Source organism: Collinsella sp. CLA-ER-H3, from assembly GCF_040092425.1.
GTDB lineage: Bacteria > Actinomycetota > Coriobacteriia > Coriobacteriales > Coriobacteriaceae > Collinsella.
Map to the genome: position 1 here is coordinate 1 of NZ_JBBNLP010000004.1, position 18662 is coordinate 18662.

16 protein-coding genes are annotated in these 18662 nt (G+C 51.1%); 4 read left to right on the top strand and 12 right to left on the bottom strand.

The features are described 5' to 3' along the window. The 5 genes from AAAX32_RS04115 to rfbA form a co-directional block, all read right to left on the bottom strand. Positions 1–435 (bottom strand): dTDP-4-dehydrorhamnose 3,5-epimerase family protein (locus tag AAAX32_RS04115; RefSeq protein ID WP_349100080.1); only part of this gene is annotated, 435 nt, incomplete at its 3' end. 122 nt (positions 436–557) lie between these two features. Then, positions 558–1577: a dTDP-glucose 4,6-dehydratase gene (rfbB, locus tag AAAX32_RS04120; protein ID WP_349100081.1), complete on the bottom strand. Its 1020-nt coding sequence runs from the start codon at positions 1575–1577 to the stop codon at positions 558–560. A gap of 75 nt (positions 1578–1652) precedes the next feature. Beyond that, positions 1653–2627, bottom strand: a complete 975-nt coding sequence (locus AAAX32_RS04125; RefSeq protein WP_349100082.1) for a hypothetical protein — start codon at positions 2625–2627, stop codon at positions 1653–1655. Positions 2628–2636: 9 nt separating this feature from the next. Next, complete coding sequence (locus tag AAAX32_RS04130) at positions 2637–3074, bottom strand: DUF4869 domain-containing protein (RefSeq protein ID WP_349100083.1); 438 nt, start codon at positions 3072–3074, stop codon at positions 2637–2639. Positions 3075–3169: 95 nt separating this feature from the next. Then, entirely contained in the window at positions 3170–4069 is a 900-nt protein-coding gene (gene rfbA, locus AAAX32_RS04135; RefSeq protein ID WP_349100084.1) for a glucose-1-phosphate thymidylyltransferase RfbA, read from the bottom strand. A gap of 581 nt (positions 4070–4650) precedes the next feature. Between rfbA and AAAX32_RS04140 the strand changes: the two genes are divergently transcribed. After that, complete coding sequence (locus tag AAAX32_RS04140; protein ID WP_055252554.1) at positions 4651–5076, top strand: hypothetical protein; 426 nt, start codon at positions 4651–4653, stop codon at positions 5074–5076. Between the two features lie 381 nt (positions 5077–5457). Then, complete coding sequence (locus AAAX32_RS04145; protein ID WP_349100085.1) at positions 5458–7929, top strand: glycosyltransferase family 2 protein; 2472 nt, start codon at positions 5458–5460, stop codon at positions 7927–7929. Between the two features lie 1146 nt (positions 7930–9075). Here AAAX32_RS04145 and AAAX32_RS04150 read toward each other — a convergent pair. The 7 genes from AAAX32_RS04150 to AAAX32_RS04180 form a co-directional block, all read right to left on the bottom strand. Continuing rightward, positions 9076–9573, bottom strand: coding sequence for a hypothetical protein (locus tag AAAX32_RS04150; RefSeq protein ID WP_217107900.1), 498 nt, complete (start codon positions 9571–9573; stop codon positions 9076–9078). Positions 9574–9868: 295 nt separating this feature from the next. Continuing rightward, positions 9869–10567: a hypothetical protein gene (locus tag AAAX32_RS04155; protein WP_217107901.1), complete on the bottom strand. Its 699-nt coding sequence runs from the start codon at positions 10565–10567 to the stop codon at positions 9869–9871. A 565-nt stretch (positions 10568–11132) separates the two neighbouring features. Next, positions 11133–13190: a DUF2142 domain-containing protein gene (locus AAAX32_RS04160; protein ID WP_349100086.1), complete on the bottom strand. Its 2058-nt coding sequence runs from the start codon at positions 13188–13190 to the stop codon at positions 11133–11135. A gap of 187 nt (positions 13191–13377) precedes the next feature. Continuing rightward, a complete protein-coding gene (locus AAAX32_RS04165) occupies positions 13378–13665 on the bottom strand; it encodes a DUF2304 domain-containing protein (protein WP_161189911.1) in 288 nt (95 codons plus the stop codon). A gap of 44 nt (positions 13666–13709) precedes the next feature. Continuing rightward, the gene (locus AAAX32_RS04170; protein ID WP_117770621.1) at positions 13710–14030 is read right to left on the bottom strand and encodes a DUF2304 domain-containing protein; all 321 of its coding nucleotides are present in this window, start codon (positions 14028–14030) and stop codon (positions 13710–13712) included. A 7-nt stretch (positions 14031–14037) separates the two neighbouring features. Continuing rightward, the gene (locus AAAX32_RS04175) at positions 14038–14730 is read right to left on the bottom strand and encodes a glycosyltransferase family 2 protein (protein WP_204987082.1); all 693 of its coding nucleotides are present in this window, start codon (positions 14728–14730) and stop codon (positions 14038–14040) included. A 39-nt stretch (positions 14731–14769) separates the two neighbouring features. After that, positions 14770–15606 (bottom strand): glycosyltransferase family A protein, encoded by an 837-nt coding sequence (locus tag AAAX32_RS04180; protein WP_226790627.1) that lies wholly within the window; start codon positions 15604–15606, stop codon positions 14770–14772. A gap of 86 nt (positions 15607–15692) precedes the next feature. Here AAAX32_RS04180 and AAAX32_RS04185 point away from each other — a divergent pair, with 86 nt between their 5' ends. After that, positions 15693–16919, top strand: coding sequence for a hypothetical protein (locus tag AAAX32_RS04185; RefSeq protein WP_226802962.1), 1227 nt, complete (start codon positions 15693–15695; stop codon positions 16917–16919). Between the two features lie 290 nt (positions 16920–17209). After that, positions 17210–18199 (top strand): glycosyltransferase family 8 protein, encoded by a 990-nt coding sequence (locus tag AAAX32_RS04190; protein WP_217107904.1) that lies wholly within the window; start codon positions 17210–17212, stop codon positions 18197–18199. Positions 18200–18662: the final 463 nt, after the last annotated feature.

The following is an 18662-nucleotide window of genomic DNA, read 5'->3' on the forward strand; positions in this document are numbered from 1 at the left end:
CTCCAGCGACCAGTGGGCGTCCACCAGGTAGGTGTAGGCGGTGCCGTCCTCCAGGGCCTGGAAGGAGTTGCCCACGCCGCGCGGGACGTAGATGGCCCTGGACGGGTCGAGCGTGCAGGTGAACACCTTCCCGTAGGTCTCGCTGCCCTCGCGCAGGTCCACCCAGGCGCCGAAGACGCTGCCGCGCGCCACGGAGATGAACTTGTCCCAGGGCTCGGCGTGGATGCCGCGGGTGACGCCGCGGCTGTCGTTGTAGGAGATGTTGTTCTGGACGACCCTGAGGTCGGGGATGCCCAGGGCGGTCATCTTGGCGCGCTGCCAGTTCTCCTTGAACCAGCCGCGCGAGTCGCCGTGGACGGCGAGGTCGACGACCTTGAGGCCCTCGATGCCGGTCTCGGCGACGGAGAGGTCCTTCTCGAATGCGATGTCTGCCATGTGGGAAAAGCTCCTATCGAAGAGGTTGTATAACCGGGGGCGCCCGCGCGGGGACGCAGGATCATCCCCATGCCCTGCATCCCCGCGCGGGCGCCCCGCGGTGCGGTTCGCCGGGGTCCGGCCTACTGCCCCTGGGCGCGGTAGCGCGCCTCGGTGGCCTCCTTGGCCGGGCGCCACCAGGACTCGTTGGCGACGTACCAGTCGATGGTGGCCCTGAGCCCCCCGGCGAAGTCGGTGTGGGCCGGCCTCCAGCCCAGCTCGCGCCGGAGCTTCGTGCTGTCGATGGCGTAGCGGCGGTCGTGTCCGGGGCGGTCTGCGACCCAGTCGAAGTCCTCGGGGTCGCGTCCCATCGCCTCCAGGATCATGCGCAGCACGGTGATGTTGTTCCTCTCCCCGTCGGCTCCGATGAGGTAGGTCTCCCCCATGCGGCCCTTGGTGAGGATGTCCCAGACGGCGCTGGAGTGGTCCTCGGTGTGGATCCAGTCGCGGACGTTCTCGCCGCGGCCGTAGAGCTTGGGGCGGACGCCGTCGATTATGTTCGTGATCTGCCTGGGGATGAACTTCTCCACGTGCTGGTAGGGGCCGTAGTTGTTGGAGCAGTTGGAGATCGTGGTGTGCAGGCCGTAGGTGCGGGTCCACGCTCGGACGAGCATGTCGGAGGAAGCCTTGGTCGAGCTGTACGGAGAGGACGGCTTATAGGGCGTCTCCTCAGTGAACTTGGCGGGGTCGTCGAGCGCCAGGTCGCCGTAGACCTCGTCGGTGGAGACGTGATGGTAGCGGACGCCGTACTTGCGGACGGCCTCCAGGAGGCGGAAGGTGCCCTCGACGTTGGTGCGCAGGAAGGGCTCGGGGTCGGCGATGGAGTTGTCGTTGTGGGACTCGGCGGCGTAGTGCACGATGGCGTCGTGGCCCGGGACGATGCGGTCCAGGAGCTCCGCGTCGCAGATGTCGCCCACGACGAGCTCCACGCGGTCGGAGGGCAGGCCCGCGATGTTCTCGGGGTTGCCGGCGTAGGTCAGCTTGTCCAGGACGGTGACGTGCACCTCGGGGTGGTTGTTGACCACGTAGTGCACGAAGTTGCTGCCGATGAAGCCGCAGCCGCCCGTGACGATGATATTCTTGGGTTCGAAAATCTCAGACATGAAAATCCAATCTGAAGCATGTACAGCTTCTTTAGTATGCCGCAGGAAGTGACGCCGCGACGCTATTCAACAAAACTATCGGACATTTCGGCATGCGATAAGAGCCATAACCTTCGCAGAATTACCTCCTGTACAAAACGCCTCCGGAATGCAGTCTTTGTCGTACCGGAAGACCGAATTCCCAGTTTTATCGCGTAAGTACTTATAGAAGAAGTCTTCCCAGCTTTTAAACTTCTCACTGTTTACAAAGGCTTCTGGGGTTTCCAAAACCGCCTTAACATCTAACCCTGAAATTACGCCAGAGCTCAGCAGAAGCCACTCGAATGACTCGGGAAGACAAACCGTAACAGTATCGCGATGAATGTCTTGCAGCTTAAGGACGCGGTCCGCATAGCACCCAAATGCCGCTCCGTCCGCGACAACAAACACGCGATCGTCGAAATGCTGATCCAACCAGCCCAAAATCGCGCTGTTCGTCATGGCCGAAGCACAGGTAAGCTCACTATCAGCGAAATGCCGTTCAAAGAACTGGAAACCAGACTTACTGTCCTCGCATAGAAGGATAGAAAAGTCCTGTTTTGGCGCCGACCGGGAAATAGCATAACGATGATTCCCGCGATCTTGATAAACAGGGACGAAAGAATGGTATTTTCCGCTCGTCTTAATCTTGTAAATCTCATCCACGCTATACGGAAGATTGGGGAAATCAGCCCTTGAGATCAGCACGAAATAATTCGAGGAATACAGTACATGATGAGCAAACTCATCAGAATGGATCTCTTTTAAGCCCTCATCGACAAATACAATCGAGTCATGAACGGACGAAAGCTGGTTTCGCCAATCATAATCGGTCAAAGCGACACAGGGACAATCACATTGCAAGGAAACACCCGACTGCTCGCCCGTTCGCATGTAGTCTGCGACCATGTCAAACAGTGTCGTCTTACCCGTGCCGCTATCGCCACGCACAATAGTGATGTTCCGCTTGATGGTAAATGTGTACTTAGTTCCCCTACGGCGGGAAATCTTAACGAGATGCGAACCGTTCATAAGCAGTACCTACAGATACGGAATCGACTCGTGAATCAATTCGGCCATGTTGTGAACGATTCGGCCGCTATTCACGACTTTAATTTTAAAATCCTCGCGACCAAAGTCCATCACATGATAGAGATTCACAACGAGCTTGCGGCCTTTCGCCATGTCGAGAATCCACTTGGCACAGTTGTCACCACAGGTAGAAGCGTTAAAAATATGCTTACGATCAAATCTCATAAGCAGCAGCGTTTTCACGCCACCAGAAAGCTGGAGTGGGGAGATGGATCCAAGCACAGGGCTTTCGATGACGTTTTCGGAGACAACAACCGATCGATCGACATCTTTAATTATCGAGACTGCATAGGGATCCGTAATCCAAGAAGACCGGTAAGAGTTTTTGAAATATGTCGCTGTGTTGTAAATCGCTTCTGGCATATCGCCAAAGTAGACGCTTAACACATCCACTCCCAATCATATTGTCTTTATGGTCAACGTAATCATAACGAAAGGGGCCACCAGATAAACGGTGGCCCCTAAAAGAAAACAAGCTGGCGCTAGTACTCGCGCGGGCTGTTGACGATCTCGCCGGCGGCGACCTTCTTCAGGTGCTGGCCGTAGACCGACTTGCCGTAGGCCTTCGCGGCCTCCTCAAGCTCGGCGGTCGTGATCCAGCCGTTCTCCCAGGCGATCTCCTCGGGCACGGACACGGGCAGGTCCTGGGAGTGCTCCACGGCGCGGACGAACTCAGCGGCCTCGTGCAGGCTCTCCATGGTGCCGGTGTCCAGCCACGCGTAGCCGCGGCCGAGGGTGACCACGGAAAGCGTCCCCTCCTCCAGGTACATCCGGTTGAGGTCGGTGATCTCCAGCTCGCCTCGGGCGGAGGGCTCGACCCTATGCGCCTTGGCGGCCACGTCGCCCGGGTAGAAGTACAGGCCGGTGACGGCGTAGGAGCTCTTGGGTTCGGCGGGCTTCTCCTCGATGGAGACGGCCCTGCCCTCCCCGTCGAACTCCACGACGCCGAAGCGCTCGGGGTCGTCCACGTGGTAGCCGAAGACCGTGGCGCGGCCCGACTCGGCGTTCTGGACGGCGCGCGTCAGGTGGCGCGACAGGCCGTTGCCGTAGAAGATGTTGTCGCCGAGCACCAGCGCGCACGGCTCGCCGGCGATGAAGTCCTCGCCGATGGTGAAGGCCTGCGCAAGGCCGTCCGGCGAGGGCTGCTCGGTGTAGGACAGGTTCACGCCGTAGCGCGAGCCGTCCCCGAGCAGGCGCTCGAAGTTGGGGAGGTCCGTCGGGGTGGAGATGACCAGGATGTCCCGGATGCCCGCCAGCATGAGGGTGCTAAGCGGGTAGTAGATCATGGGCTTGTCGTAGACCGGCAGCAGCTGCTTGCTGGTGACGAGCGTGAGCGGGTACAGGCGCGTGCCCGAGCCACCCGCGAGGATGATGCCTTTCATAGGTTGGACCTCCAGAGTTGGGCGTACACAGATGATATAAGTATACGCGAGGCCGAACCTAGGTTGCAGAGCTGCACAAAAGAAGGACGGAGAGAGCCAAGCATGCAGCCTCTTTGGTTCACGTCCTTACGGACCACAAGACTCCAACCATTGGACCATATTTGGTCCAATGCGCTGTTCAGTTAGCCATTGACACAAACACGCACTACAGGGTCGCGGACGAGCTGGATGAGGCGGTGGGCACATAACGGCGTGCGAGGTGACGGAGCGCCTCTACATCCACTCGTACCAAAACCTAGGAGACGGGGAGGTTGCTGGGGTCATTGAGCGAAGGGACGCCCTCTCGTCTCGAGGGACAGACCCCGAGGAGATATGGGCGAACTCGTTTGCCGCCGCGCTCCTCATGCCGGCACAGGTCGTAGCGAAACTCTGGGCGGGCAATTGTAGCATCGGTGAGATGACGGACATACTCGACGTATCCGTAACCGCCGTGGGCCATAGGGTGGAAAACCTTGGGCTGCGATAGCGCAGACCAGCGCGGAAGCAGGTCACCAAAAGGGACACAAGAGGCAATCGACCTCATGGGTTCGGCACAAAGGAGAGCAAACGTCTTCCCCATCGAAAGCGCCCATTTAGACGAGGTCAGGGTCGAATGCTCGAGCGAGGAGCGGGAACGGCGAGCCAAGGCGGCCCAGGCCGAGAGCGTGGTCAAGAGGATGGAGGCGGAGAACGACCTTCGGTCCGAACTCGGAAAGGCCGCGCTCAAGTGCGTCAAGTGGCAGCTGGTCGCATGCAACACCCTCGTCGTCGCGTACACCGCCCGTCTCATGTGGCTGCAGCGCGAAATCCCTACCGAGGTGATAATTTCCTGGATGGGCGCGACGACCGCCGAGATCATCGGAATACTCTGGGTGATAGCGAGGAGCCTGTTTCCGTTCCAGGACGAACACAGGTCCGCAGACCTGGAAAAGAGTGGCGGCGGCCGAATCGGCCACCCCAGGAGATAAGGGTCGCCCCAATGGCGGTTCTTTCTTTACGGAGGGGGCCGGGGGATTCGAACCCCCGGGCCTAGGACACACCTCGCACGTCACGTCAATCCGTTCGTTGGGCGCAGCCCCCGCCTAGGACCCTTGCAGCCCCTCCAACAAACAAGACAACTTTCATAATAACCCCCTTGAAGTCAATGGACCCGAAATGAGCAACGACTAGGAAGCAGAGCGCCACGAGGACCATAACCTGAACCACAACAGCGACAGAAAGCGTGATGTACGTAGATGTCCTTTTCGATGTTAACACAGCGGAACGGAGCGTCTGACGAACTCATAGCGACACATCTAAGAATGCCAGAAATCACGGAACTCCTCTCTGCATTTATAGCGAGACATGAAGTGAATAAGTACAATGAGCAGTGTCCAACAAACGAAAGGCAAACCATGCGAGTCGTAACAACCGGAGTATGCAGAGGAAACTGGAAAATCTACCAGCAACTTAAAATCGAAGGCGTCCATGAAGCCTCCAGCGTAACAGCTCAAGCAACTACGGACGATAATCGCCGTTTGCCTTTATCCCTTCTAAATTTCAGGGACAATAGCGACGAACCGAACTCGTACGTTCTTGTAATCCCTGATCCCGATGTTCGCACCATCATAATTGAATTAAATGAAATTGATTCAGACGGTCGCACTCTGAGCAGCGACTCTATTTCACTCAATTGCAAGAACATAAAATGGGAGTCTCGTCTTAACTACAAAATAAAACCCGAAATGTGCAGCAAACTTAGAAACTATGATGACGTTTCAGAGTTTGACATGGCAACGATTGATTTTTGGCAGTGTATTGAGGATTCAAACGAATATATCCTTAGGTGTACGGTAAGAACTCCGTACCGTAGCGACTCACAAATCAAGGTTCGCTGCCTCGATCGATCCCTCAACGAAGTCAATTTGACTACCGTCGATTTCGGCTCAAATGTAACAAGCGTTGGATTCGCTGCTGGGAAAAAACAGCTTGAAACGCAGCTCTCAGTCCGAATGCCAAAAGCGTTCGATCGTTACTACTTTATTATTGACGATCAAAATCATCCTTCATTCAGCTCATTCGACTGTCTCACACCCGATAAACTTGGCTTACTTCTAGAAGAAACTAACTTCCTTTTTACCCATGCACAGTTTGATCCTGAATACCCCGAATGGTTCACGGAGCATAAGGCAACCATTGGAGCATTGGAAAAGCAGAGAAAAATAGCCTTTACCAGCGCTCCGAAGTTCAGCATTATTGTCCCTCTTTACAACACGCCTATTCCGTTTTTTAACGATATGGCGGAATCCGTTAAGGGCCAGTCTTATGCAAACTGGGAGCTCATCCTAGTTGATGCAAGTCCAGACAATCAGGAACTAAAGGCTCGCGTTGAGCATGAGGTAGCCCGCGACAACAGAATTAAATCAATTACCCTTGCCGAGAATAAGGGCATTTCCGAAAACACAAATGCCGGAGTAGCTGCTGCTTCGGGCGATTTCGTCAGCTTCTTTGACCATGACGACATCCTTGAACCGGATTTGTTGTTCTCGTATGCCGAGGCAATTGAAAACAATGATAACGTTGATCTTCTTTATTGCGATGAAGACAAACTCATGCCCGATGGAAAGCTGGCACAGCCGTTCTTTAAACCGGATTTCAATATCGATTTACTCAGAAATAATAACTATATATGCCACATGCTTACCATCCGTAAGTCCCTTCTTGACACTCTAGAACCGAATACGAAAGAGTTCGATGGAGCCCAGGATCATAATTTGACTCTCCGGGCCGTTGAAAAGGCAAGGAATGTCCACCATGTTGCAAAAGTTCTATATCACTGGCGCCTAAGCGAAACATCAACCGCGGCTAATGCCGACAGCAAGCCGTATGCCACTATCGCAGGAATCAAAGCAGTTCAGAATCATTTGGACAGGCTTGGACTCAATGCAAAGGTCGAACAGGCACGTCGTCCCTTTACATATAAAGTAACCTATGCCGCGCCAGATTCCCATCCGCTCGTTTCGATCATCATTCCAACCAAAGATTACGCTAATATCCTCGATAACTGCATTACGTCAATTGTCGAGAAATCCACATACGACAATTACGAGCTTGTGATAATCGAAAATAACAGCACGGAAAATGCGACGTTCGAGTATTACGATAAGTTACAAGCCAAATACCCTGATATCGTTCGCCTTGTTACCTGGGAGCACGAATTTAACTTTTCCAAGCTCATGAACTTTGGAGTGGCCCGTGCCAAGGGAAATTATCTCTTGCTGCTGAATAACGACACCGAAGTGATTACGCCCAATTGGATTGAAACTATGCTTGGCATCTGCGCACGCGAGGATGTTGGCGCAGTTGGTGCAAAACTCTACTATCCCGACAACACCATTCAACACGCTGGCCTATGCGTCACGGGCGGCGTGGCAGGACATCTCTGCCAAAGCATGCCAAAAGACAACTGGGGCTATTTTGCACTCAACGATGCGCAGCAAGATTTCAGCGCCGTCACGGCGGCTTGCATCATGACCAAACGAAGCGAATACGAAAAAGTCGGAGGTTTCACCGAAGAGCTTCAAGTCGCATTTAATGATGTTGACTTTTGCCTAAAGCTTCGCGAGATTAACGATCTGATTGTATACACGCCCGAAGTCGAGCTGTATCATTACGAGTCAATTTCTAGAGGCGTTGAAAACAACACGGACAAGCAGATTCGCTTCCACAAAGAGGTCGCGTACATGAATTATCGCTGGGCAAACTACTATGTCGAAGGCGATCCATACATGAACCCGAATTTCACCGTGGGAGAACCTGGAAATCGCTATTACCACTTGTGAGATCCAAATGCAACCTCACAATAGGTATTAGCAATATCATTGCACTATAGATAAGGGGATGGGACCTCCATTCCCCCGTCCCCTTATTACGGCGACTTAATTTTGAGTTACTGATTCCTTTTTCTGTATTTAGAGAAAGAAATCTCATAGACCATTTCATTGGGGGTTGGCAAGAGGACTATTATGTAAGAAGACTCCAGCAAGCAGTTAAAGCTAATCTGAACCTCGCAACGCTAAAGTCACTGCCAGTTCCTGTTTTGAAGAATGGGAGAAGACTAGAATACGAGCGGAAGGTTATTCCATTGGAGAATGCCATGGAGAGCTACGCCGCCGAAAGCAGAACGCTAGCGAATTTGCGTGACACCTTACTTCCCAAGCTGATGTCGGGCGAGATTGATGTGTCGGGGCTTTAGATCGATTAGCATTAGTCGGGTCGGGTTAGGAATGCGGTTTTGAAGATTGCAGATATTTTATCCAATCACATTGTTCCTTTCGAGACGGAGGACATGAAGCTCAAAAGCCTCTTTAGCTTCTTTTTGCATCTTGCACCAACGATCAGCAGTTCGAGTGCGGGTGATATCCCGAAGGCTGGACTTGCTCGGACTTTGGCAAGCTTTCTTCGTGAAACGAGAATTCAGAATGACTCATTCCGATTCTATACGTCCGGAAGCATTAACAAAAAGCAACTCGAGCGTTATTCCCTATCCAGTTCTTCGACGGTGTCACGGAAAAGCAAGTGTTTCATCTGCAGCAGAAAATCTGCTGACGAATGCAAATGAGCTGTTTGCTAAGACATTTGCGCAATTCAATTGCCCACAGCAACGTGTATCTATTGAATAACAACCGAAAGTATATTCTCTTCGACGACTTCAATACCAAGCAGAATCGTTCAGCGAGAATATTGCTTTCGCAAGGTGATTTAAAAGTTTTGAAGAAATATTTACGCTGAATAATCGGTCTAGAAGTAGGTGGCGTAAATGGACGATGTGGTTATAACGGCAATTGCGACAGCGGGTTCTCAACTCGCCACTCTCGCTGCAAAAGGAACAGCTATTCAAATCGACGCTGACGTCCTACGAGAAGCTTCAGAGTGAAATATGGAGCCTTTATGGAGCCATCGATATTCCCTTGCTTGACCTCGGCGAGCTAAACCCGATGACCAACCCGTCGCAGATTATCAGCAACGGGTTGAGAAAAAGTAGACCGCAAGACAGGACCGTGCCGATGCGCTCGCCGGAGTGGTAGATTTACAGCGTCGACTCGCCGACCCTGAGGTCGACCTTGCGGCCCGCAGAACCTGGTGTACCCCATCGCCGCCTTGTGCTCGCGGGCGCACTGGACTTTGTACTCGTCGTGCAGCAGTCGCAGGTTGACCCCGACCTTGGCCATTTCCGTATGGACGTACGACCAGTCGAGCTCCTCGAACACGCTCTCGCGCACGTTCCTTTCCGGGTGGAACAGGCTGTAGACCTGCTCTTCGCCCAGGTCCTTGACCTGGATCCACGTGATTCCCCGCTCGTCTGCGATGTCGAACACCTGGAAGACGCTGCCCATGGACATATGCCTGGTCTTGGCGATCGACCTCCTCGCCATGCCCTGGTCGCGGAGCTCCATGATGAGCTTCACCTTTATCATCCTTGCCATGTGGTTTCTCCTTCCGTCGATCGGTTGCATGGCAAGCAGATTCTACGGAAGGGACAAAGAGACACGGAAACGGCGGAACGGGTGATACGGAGGCAGCGAATCCGTGAAATGATAGGCGATACGGAAAACGCGAAACGGGTGCTATCCAGAGCGCGCAATACTCAATTTGACCACAAGAAAGCGATAAGCGACCCTTTGACTGAGGTATGCGCGGATGCAATCCGGATGAACCTGAGCCAAAAACAAACGACCGCTAACCGCAATAACCAGAAGAACCGCAACTAAGTTAAAATCATTAACTTGCGGATTCAAATGGCCTGCGCGCAGATTGTATGCCGCTTTTCAGAGATGAATAATTCCAACGGTATGCAAAATAGCTCTCGTAGGCGATTCTTTGAGATTTCCACCATTCGTCGTACTCTTCCCATTTCGTTTGCTTTATTAGATCAGATAGCTTGCCGTACGCATCGTGAAGAAAATGCTTCGAGAATCTTATGCCTGACTTATGGTGAAACACTGCAGGATGTGTAATAACTTGCTCGTAAGAATACTGCGTTGTGTTGTTTCGTGATTCTTTTGGATCGAAATAATCAACGAACTGAGGGACTTCTCTGCAGTCATCGAGAATATGGAGCAAATCACCATGGCAAATCTTGTTTCGAATATGCTCACAGTAAGCATCCCACCACTTTTTTGTATCGCCTGATAAAAGCCCTTTACCTTTTGCACAATTGATGACTGGCCTCAAGGTTTGTTTTCCGAACATCTCATCGTGGTCTTCTCGAATTGATGGCACATCTTCAAGATTCGAAACGACCATTCTTAAAGCAAATTCAAGAAGAACAGACGTGCTAATGATTGCAGCTTGGTAGTTTCCGCATAAATGAGAATTACACGCCTCGAACCATAGGTTATTGAGGGAGGGCTGGCGGCAAATCTGAGCCGTTGCTATTAACGCTTTGTGCGAACATGCCAGCTGCATTCCCTTTTTCAATATACCAAACCTCTATCATGGGCAAACCTTTACATGTGATGGAAGAATAGGAGTTTAACGGCACGGACTCGGAACCTATTAAGCATTAGGTACAAGATAATATATCGCGCAGCTGATAAATCAGGCAAATCTCGTTATCCCGCGCCTGTACGACCTGGCGCAGGCGAGTGCCCGGTCCTCTACAGCGACCGGGGCGCCCGCTACCGCTGGCCCGACTTGATCGAGATATGCGGGCGGCACGGCGTCTCCCGCACGATGTCGAGGAAGGCAAGGACGCCGGACACGCGCGGATGGAGGGGTTCTTTGGCACGCTTAAGCAGGAGTTCTTCCATACAGGGACTGGTCGGGCGTGAGGGTAGAGCGGTTCATGGAAAAGCTGGACGCGTGGTTGGTCGACTATAACGAGTAGCAGATCAAACTCTCGCTCTTCTGGAAGAGCCCGAGCCAGTACAGAAAGGCGCTAGGCCTGGCAGCCTAACGCCCCAAGATTCCTACCGCACCCCCGTTGCTTGACCCCTATCTTTTTTAGACACTGAAAAATGAACTGTAATAAGAAACGGTATCGCTACCGACCAATCACACAACACAGGCACGCAAAGAAAGACATCAGAATCATGACTACAGGAGGAATGACGGAAGAAAAATTAAACCGCTGCGACACGCAATCGATTCGGGCCCGAGGTGCACACAAAGAAATGAACGCCGGAACAAGTACCGGTATCAAATATCTCGGTTGTACACCTGCTACCGAAGTGTCACCAACGGGCGTGTAACCGACATAAAGCGCCATGCACACCAAAGAGACACTTGCGACAACAAGCGCAAGGATCCACATACGGAGGGCAGGGGTTACAGGGTTTTTAGAGGAATCACCTTCGACATTAAAGGCGCTCGTATAAATACAGAGAAAGGGCAGAGTGGAAAGAAATGGGAGCGATACAACAACATTGCCCATATATGCATACGAAAGAGAGTAGTCATTCGATGAAGCGGGCGCGAGCAGATTGACCATAAAACCGAATAATGTACCGAGGAATTCCATCGGATTATTCAGAATGTAGCGTATTTGTCCTATTCCACTGACCCCCTCGCCTCCCCTCACATCTCCCGCCTGCACAGCGGGGGAAAACAGCATCGGTAAGGTAAAGCTACACACCATTAGGATGCCGAACAAAATCACCAAAGCCACATATAACTTCCGTTGCTTCGAATTCCTAAATTTCGAAGCAGGCATGAACAGCATCATTCCAATTAACGGAAAATAAACAGCTTTTGCAGACAAGCCCAAAAAGAAACACGCTGTAATTGCGAAAACGCTTAATGGCGCCAGCCTCTCATCAGGCTTCGACAACTCCCTTAGAACCAAAGCAACTGCAAGCAATAAGAAGCTAGTCACCCACGGATCATAGGAATAGTTCGATGCAAGATAGACAGCATAAGGAAGTAGGGCAACCGTCGCAATCAAAGATTTCCATTTCGGAATATAGAGGATTGCAACGGCGGTCACGACAACATAAGAGAAAAGGTTGAACAGCCTTCCCAAGGCAAAGCCCGTAAGTAATGGAAGGGACAACAACCTCCCCAACCAAAGACCGAGAGCGCAAGGAATATAGGAAATGGTCGAAATGTTCCTCAACGATTCACCGGTCACCGCAGCTACAAAACCAGGGGAACTATAAACTTCCCCTGAAGCCAACTGGGACAAATGGAGGTCATTCAGATCCATCTCCGCGTCATGCACCTCATCAAACTGAAGACTGTTATTTTCCACCCATGGAACCGCAACTAATTCAATTTCAGACCCGGTGAAGACAGGATCTCCCATATAGGACAGGCCCAGAGAACGAGCGTAATGGATCTGATCGTCCGGAGAAACAGCAGTGAGGTTCGGTAAAGCTGAAATCAAAAAACAACCTAGTGAAAGCGCGGCGATGGAGAAGGAGACTACGGTCTTGTATAGACCCGGTTTCACAATAAACCAAGGAGCGACACCTAGAATAATCACAATGCAGAGGTGAACAGTACGCACAAATGATGCTCCAAGAAACGGCATCAGTACAGTGGACGCAACCGCCAACAGACCATTTACGGATAGAACGACTATGCACAAAACAACGATGCCCAGAACAGGGTTTGCAGCAAAAAATGCACGCGCCCTTCCCTTGTTGGCCAACGCGGCCTTTTTCACAGCTAGCAAGATAAAGGAGCTGCTGATAAATATAGCAAAGAAAAAGAGTACTATTTCTTTTTTACTCCAATCCATTATAGATAGCACGGACCTCTCTGGCGTACCCACCACGGTTCCGGCTTCAAGTAATATAGAAAAAAGAGCCGAGAATGCACAGACACTCAAGGCAAGACGAGGAGAAGCCTTTCCGAACAGGGTGCTTCGCTCGGAGGCAAGATAAAACCAAGCAAGAACCGCTAAACAAGCAAATAACGCAAGCTCCATGCACCAATAAAAGATTGCCGCCGTGACGTCATAGCGAACAAACAGCACTGCACCCGAGATAGCAAGCAGTACAAAGCACACAAGCGGAAGCGCGCTCAACCGATACCCATCGGAACATCTCCGTATTTGCGTCTTAGCCATATGAGCATGGCCGTGAACAATCGGAATCATCAAATCGTCTCCTGTCTGAATCTACACTATGACCGTACGGTGAACATCAAAGAACACGACGGCGGAACCGTTAGCGATACCATTTTTCAACAAGGCGGTCATCCCTCCCGCAACCCAAGCCGAACACCGTCTATTGTCTGTCCGCTCAGCAGTCTCTTACTATTTCTTTCTCGATAATCGCAAGCCGCTAAGTCAGATCCTTTATGCTTGCTGCTTGCTTCGTCACGATTACGCTAAGCATCAGCGAAAACGCAAGGAGAAGAAACAGATCAAGGAAGAACACGAAGTTAGTGTTCAACACGAAACCAAACAATTCGCCAATTGCTCCAATGGAACCAGGGAAAATAGCAGCGATGAGGATTATCACCGACAAGGACAGCCAGAAAAAGGAAAAGCGTAAGGGCAACTTGCCCTTGGATACGAGACAGATCGCGCAAACGAAGAACACAATCGCAACAAAGTGAGGAAGAGACACAGTCTCTCCTTTCGAGGGGCGAACGAATAATAGATATGACAAATTTAACGAAGCGCTTGCTCCTCAACAAGTTGATTAATCCTCCTGCGCAGCTTCGAGATGCTCACCGTGTTACTGAACTCTCGATACAGGAGCAATACAATCACGTAGAGGAACACGAAGTTTGCCGGGCTTTCAAATCCCAAAAGTGAAGACAGCCAAAAGGCAACTTGTGGGAAAGCAGCCAGCACAACGAAACTGAAGGCGAAGAAAAGCCAGAACACAGAATCCAGCACTTCAATCTGCGCCTTCCTTAGCTTCCTGATGACAAAATACAAAACCAAAAGAGCCCCGAGCAGGAGGACGGCCCTAAGCACAATAGACATTATTCAATCACCTAAACCACTGAACGAAGAGAATGGAGATGCAAGCGCGAGCCATATAGGCAATCGATTTAGGGATGTTCAAATAGCTCTCCCCTGCCTGCCTCTCACGCATCTCAACCTGAACTTCACGAACCTTAGCACCCTTCTTAATCAGGTACGAAATAGACTCGGGCTCTGGGTTCAAAGAGTCGTCGTTTGCAAAAAGCTCGATCATCTTCCTGTTAAACATACGCATGCCAGAAGTCGGATCTGCAACTCGCTTGCCGGTAGTGAGCTTGATCGCAACCGTAATGATGCGCGAGCCGAGCATGCGTGCAGAAACCTCTTTACACTTGTTTACAAAGCGCGAGCCGATAACGATGTCGGCGTCCTCGGCGATCGCAAGGTCGAGCATCTTGGACATATACTCCGGGCAATGTTGGCCGTCTGCATCAAACTGCAAAGCATAGTCATACCCATTGCGCAGCGCGTACTTCATCCCCGTCTGGAATCCAACTGTAAGACCAGAATTGACCGGAAGAGTGACATGATTGAAGCCACGGTCGAGACAAATTTGCTCAGTTGCATCCTTGGAACCGTCGTTTACCACGAGATAATCGATATCGGGCACAACAGAAACAAGCTCGTCAACTGTTCTCTCTAGAGATTCTTCCTCGTTATACGCTGGCACAATTACCAACACTTTTTTACTATTCAACATCCGCCAATCTCTCATAGACAACTCAACAAGAACTCGCCGCTACAATTGGTTGCTCTCCTGACCTCGGCGATAGAATTTAAACAACAGCTTCGCAATAAAAGAAGGCCAAAACCGCTCGAGCATCGCGAGGTCCTCCTTTTCTCGCGTGTCATCCTTAATTAAGGCAGATGTCTCAGATTCTTGATGAATACGGTGGTGCATCATCACCTTGGAATCATAGTAAAAAGCACCAGGCAGCTTTGAAAAGCGCTCCCATGCCGCCCAATCGAGATTCGAGCGGAATTCTGCAATAAACGGAGGCCTAGGCAACTTGCTCATATTCAACGTTACGGACGGGCAACAAATTGCAGATCCGCAAGACAGAATTCTCCTACGCATCCATCTGGACGTAGCAAATCTTCCGTCCCTAACGGGAGTAAGCATCAGGCGTTTGATTCGAAGTAGCTGGTTATCGTCAACCTTGGCACCATTCCTCAACTCACCATAGTTGGTAAAGAAGATGAGCAGATTGTCCATCTTATTCGCAGCAGTTAGAAGATGAGCCGCGTACTCAGGCTCATAGGTATCGTCCTGGTGCGCAACGGTGACAAGAGAAGTGTCAGCGCAACTTACTGCGTAATTCCAATCATCAGCGATCCCAGGATTTCCATCCCGAACGTACAACTTAACGGAGTATCGCTTAGCAAGCTCACGCGTTGCATCGCACGGAGTCGAAGTGGCAATCAACACGTTGGTCTTTACAGTCTGCGCAAGCAAGGATTGAAGGCACTCTTCAAGAAAGGGGCTCTCTTTGTACGCGCAGAGCACAAAGGTATGGTCAGAGGGACCAAATGTCATGAATCGCTCCCGTTTAATCGTATAGGCATGCCTGTTCATTATACGTTCACCTTTGCACTCGTTGAAAAGGGCACTAAAATTACTAAGGTCTTTCGAACGAACGCTTCGCACGAGAAGGGAGCTGCATGCCCAACGTCCCCGTACCCTTGAGCACGAAAAAGAACACGCTCTGGAACGCCGCTGGTTGCATTTTTTACCTTGGATGCCAGTGGCTTACAACCGTCCTGGTCGTTGTTCTGTCGACCGACTACAGCAATTCCGGAGCGCTTGCATTTGCCATGTCCGTTGGCAGCATGTTTGCCTCCGTCAGCCTATATAAAATGAGGACCTACCAGGTTTCCGACATTTCCTGCGAGCATTCCGCAAATGACTATATTGGCTTTCGCTTAGTATCGATTTTATTCAGCTTGATCATGAGCTGCATCTACGTCGCTGCGATCAGCGACAACGTTTCCTTCCTGATCGCCACTTTTGTATTCCTCGTTTTTAAAATCGATGAGACCTTTGTCGACGTGCTCTACGGAGTCGACCAAAAGGGACAGCGCATGGACTACATCGGCAAATCCCAGTTCATGCGCGGAGTGCTATCCCTCGTCGGCTTCGTCGCCCCACTCGTAACGATCAACTCGCTGCCCGCTGCGATCATCGGTATGGCGTTTTGCTGCATGCTCGTGACCCTCTTCTACGATCTCCCCCACGCAAGACGATTTGGGGATATCAAGCCCAGCTTCGCTCACGAACATCTTGTCGAACTCGGAAAAGCATGTCTTATGCCGACAATCGCCAATTTCTTAGCAACGTCCATCGTTTCTATTGTCCGTCAACGCTACGGCGTTCTTGCCGGACAAGAACTCCTAGGAATTTACGCCAGCATCGCGACTCCCGCAGTTCTTATACAGGCAGGCGCGACGTATCTCTACAGTCCGCTTATTGGCACCCTAGCACACTCTTTGCAAAATGGAGGCGCAACAGCTTTCAAGAAGAGCTTCTTCAAGGTATTCGGCTTGCTCTTTGCATGCATGGCAATAGTTACGATTGGATTCTCATTCGTTGGTGGCCCCCTGCTCGAACTCGTTTACGGAAGCAAGATCGAGCCCTACCTGTGGATATTCCCATATGTTCTTGGAGCCACAACGTCAATCGCCATCCTGCTCTACGTAAACGACTCCCTCCTCATCATGCGCGACGGGATCACCCAAATTATCATCAACGCTCTTTCATTCGCCGTTATCGTCCTTGCGGCGGATTACCTTATTACCGCCTTCGGCATGAACGGCATCAACGTGGCCATTATTGCCGCATGCGTTCCCGCGGCGGTTGCGGGTACCATCAGGATTGCCACGAGCAAATAGGCTTCGCCATCCGCCCCTCCCAGCATACCGCAAGCCGCTCCCGTAGACACACAGGCGCTTCACTCGAAACGCACCTAAACGCTGGAAGCATTTGATTACATTGGAGACGCCGCACACGTATGCCTTCGGGAGTGGTAGCGTGAAGTGCGCGAGTGGGTTGACGTTGGCCTGACTGTGACGACGCAGGTTTGTTGTGTTCGGAGTTTGGTGGGTGGTCCTCCGAGTCCGTGGTGACTATATTCCCTTTCTTTGTTAGAATCATGGCTTGTTGATAATGCTTTGGAGAACAGATGAATCTTCTATATACGGTCAATGAGGCATTTGTGCCGCAGCTTGCAGCTTCAGTCGCTTCTGTTTGTGAGAACTCGTCTCCCGATGACGCAATTCACTTTTTCGTATTCTGCGACAAGGTGTCACAGACGTCGAAAGAGACGCTGCGTTCTTTTTTGAATAAGTATTGTGTCGAGATCGATTTTATTGATATCGATGGTTTCATGGAAGCTGGCTGCATTGACTTTGATACGCAGGGTTGGAATGAGATCGTACTCTCTAGGCTGCTGTTGGCAAGGTTTTTGGCCAGCGATATTCAACGCGTTCTCTATCTTGACGCAGACACAATGGTCAGGGGGAGCCTCAAGGAGCTCTGGGACGCTCCGCTGAACGAGCACGGCTGCATAATTGGTGCATGTCCTGAGCCAACTGTATCGTCGAAACGCATGAAGGCCCTTGGACATGGAGGAAAGCCGTACTTTAATGCTGGAGTCCTTTTGATTGACCTTGAATCCTGGCGTAGAAATGAGATTGAAAAGCAGCTACTAGAGTGTCTGAAAGAGCGGGGAGCCGAGCTTTTTGCGAACGATCAGGATGCGATAAATCTTGTCCTTGATGAGCGAATCATGCCTCTTCCAGTAAAGTATAATTATTGCAACTCTTTCTATTATTATCCGCTTTCGATGCTGAAGCGGGTCTCCCCTTGGTTCGATCCCGACCCACGCCGGTATTCTGAGTGGGTAAGCAACCCCGTTATCGTGCATTTCCTTGGTGAGGACCGTCCTTGGAGATTGGGCAATACGCATAGGTATTCAAATGAGTATCTCCAAAACCTCTCTTTGACTCCATGGAAGGGACAAGGCATGGAAGATGGCTGGCATTTCTACTATGCTGCTTGGTCTCTTTTCAATATGCTGACCGGTCCTTTCCCAATGCTTAGATACCGCCTTATTACAAATATGATTCCCTCTGTTATGAGATTACGTGCAAGAGGTAAGAGGAATCGCTGATGGCGGGATATTTGGGCCGCACTTCTGGGCCGCACTTCTGAGCCAGCTCTTGTTAAGAAAGAGTTGTCAATTAAACAGAATATGGTTTAATATTCAAGGTGCAAATTCGTAGATTCGCGTCACATATAGTTGGGAACAAATGTTCAGGGCAAGCCACGGTTGATGTATACTAAAGTGGAACACGGAGTGCATCCGGTATTGCCCTTCACCGTTTATCTTTTTGTTGCGCTTTCGCGCCATACGACAGCCGTCTCGACAGGGAAGGCTGTCGTTATATTACAAGCCTAGAGCCCGCTACTTACTCAGGATGGCTTCTGTCTATCTCATACGTTTTGTTTACTATTATTTTCAGCCGATAATTCTGATCCCAAAGTATTCTGTGCTTATATTTATTTGGTCATTGCTGTAATCTTTAGCGATATCAGCACTTCTTGACATCTCCTATGAAAGACTGTCAGAAATT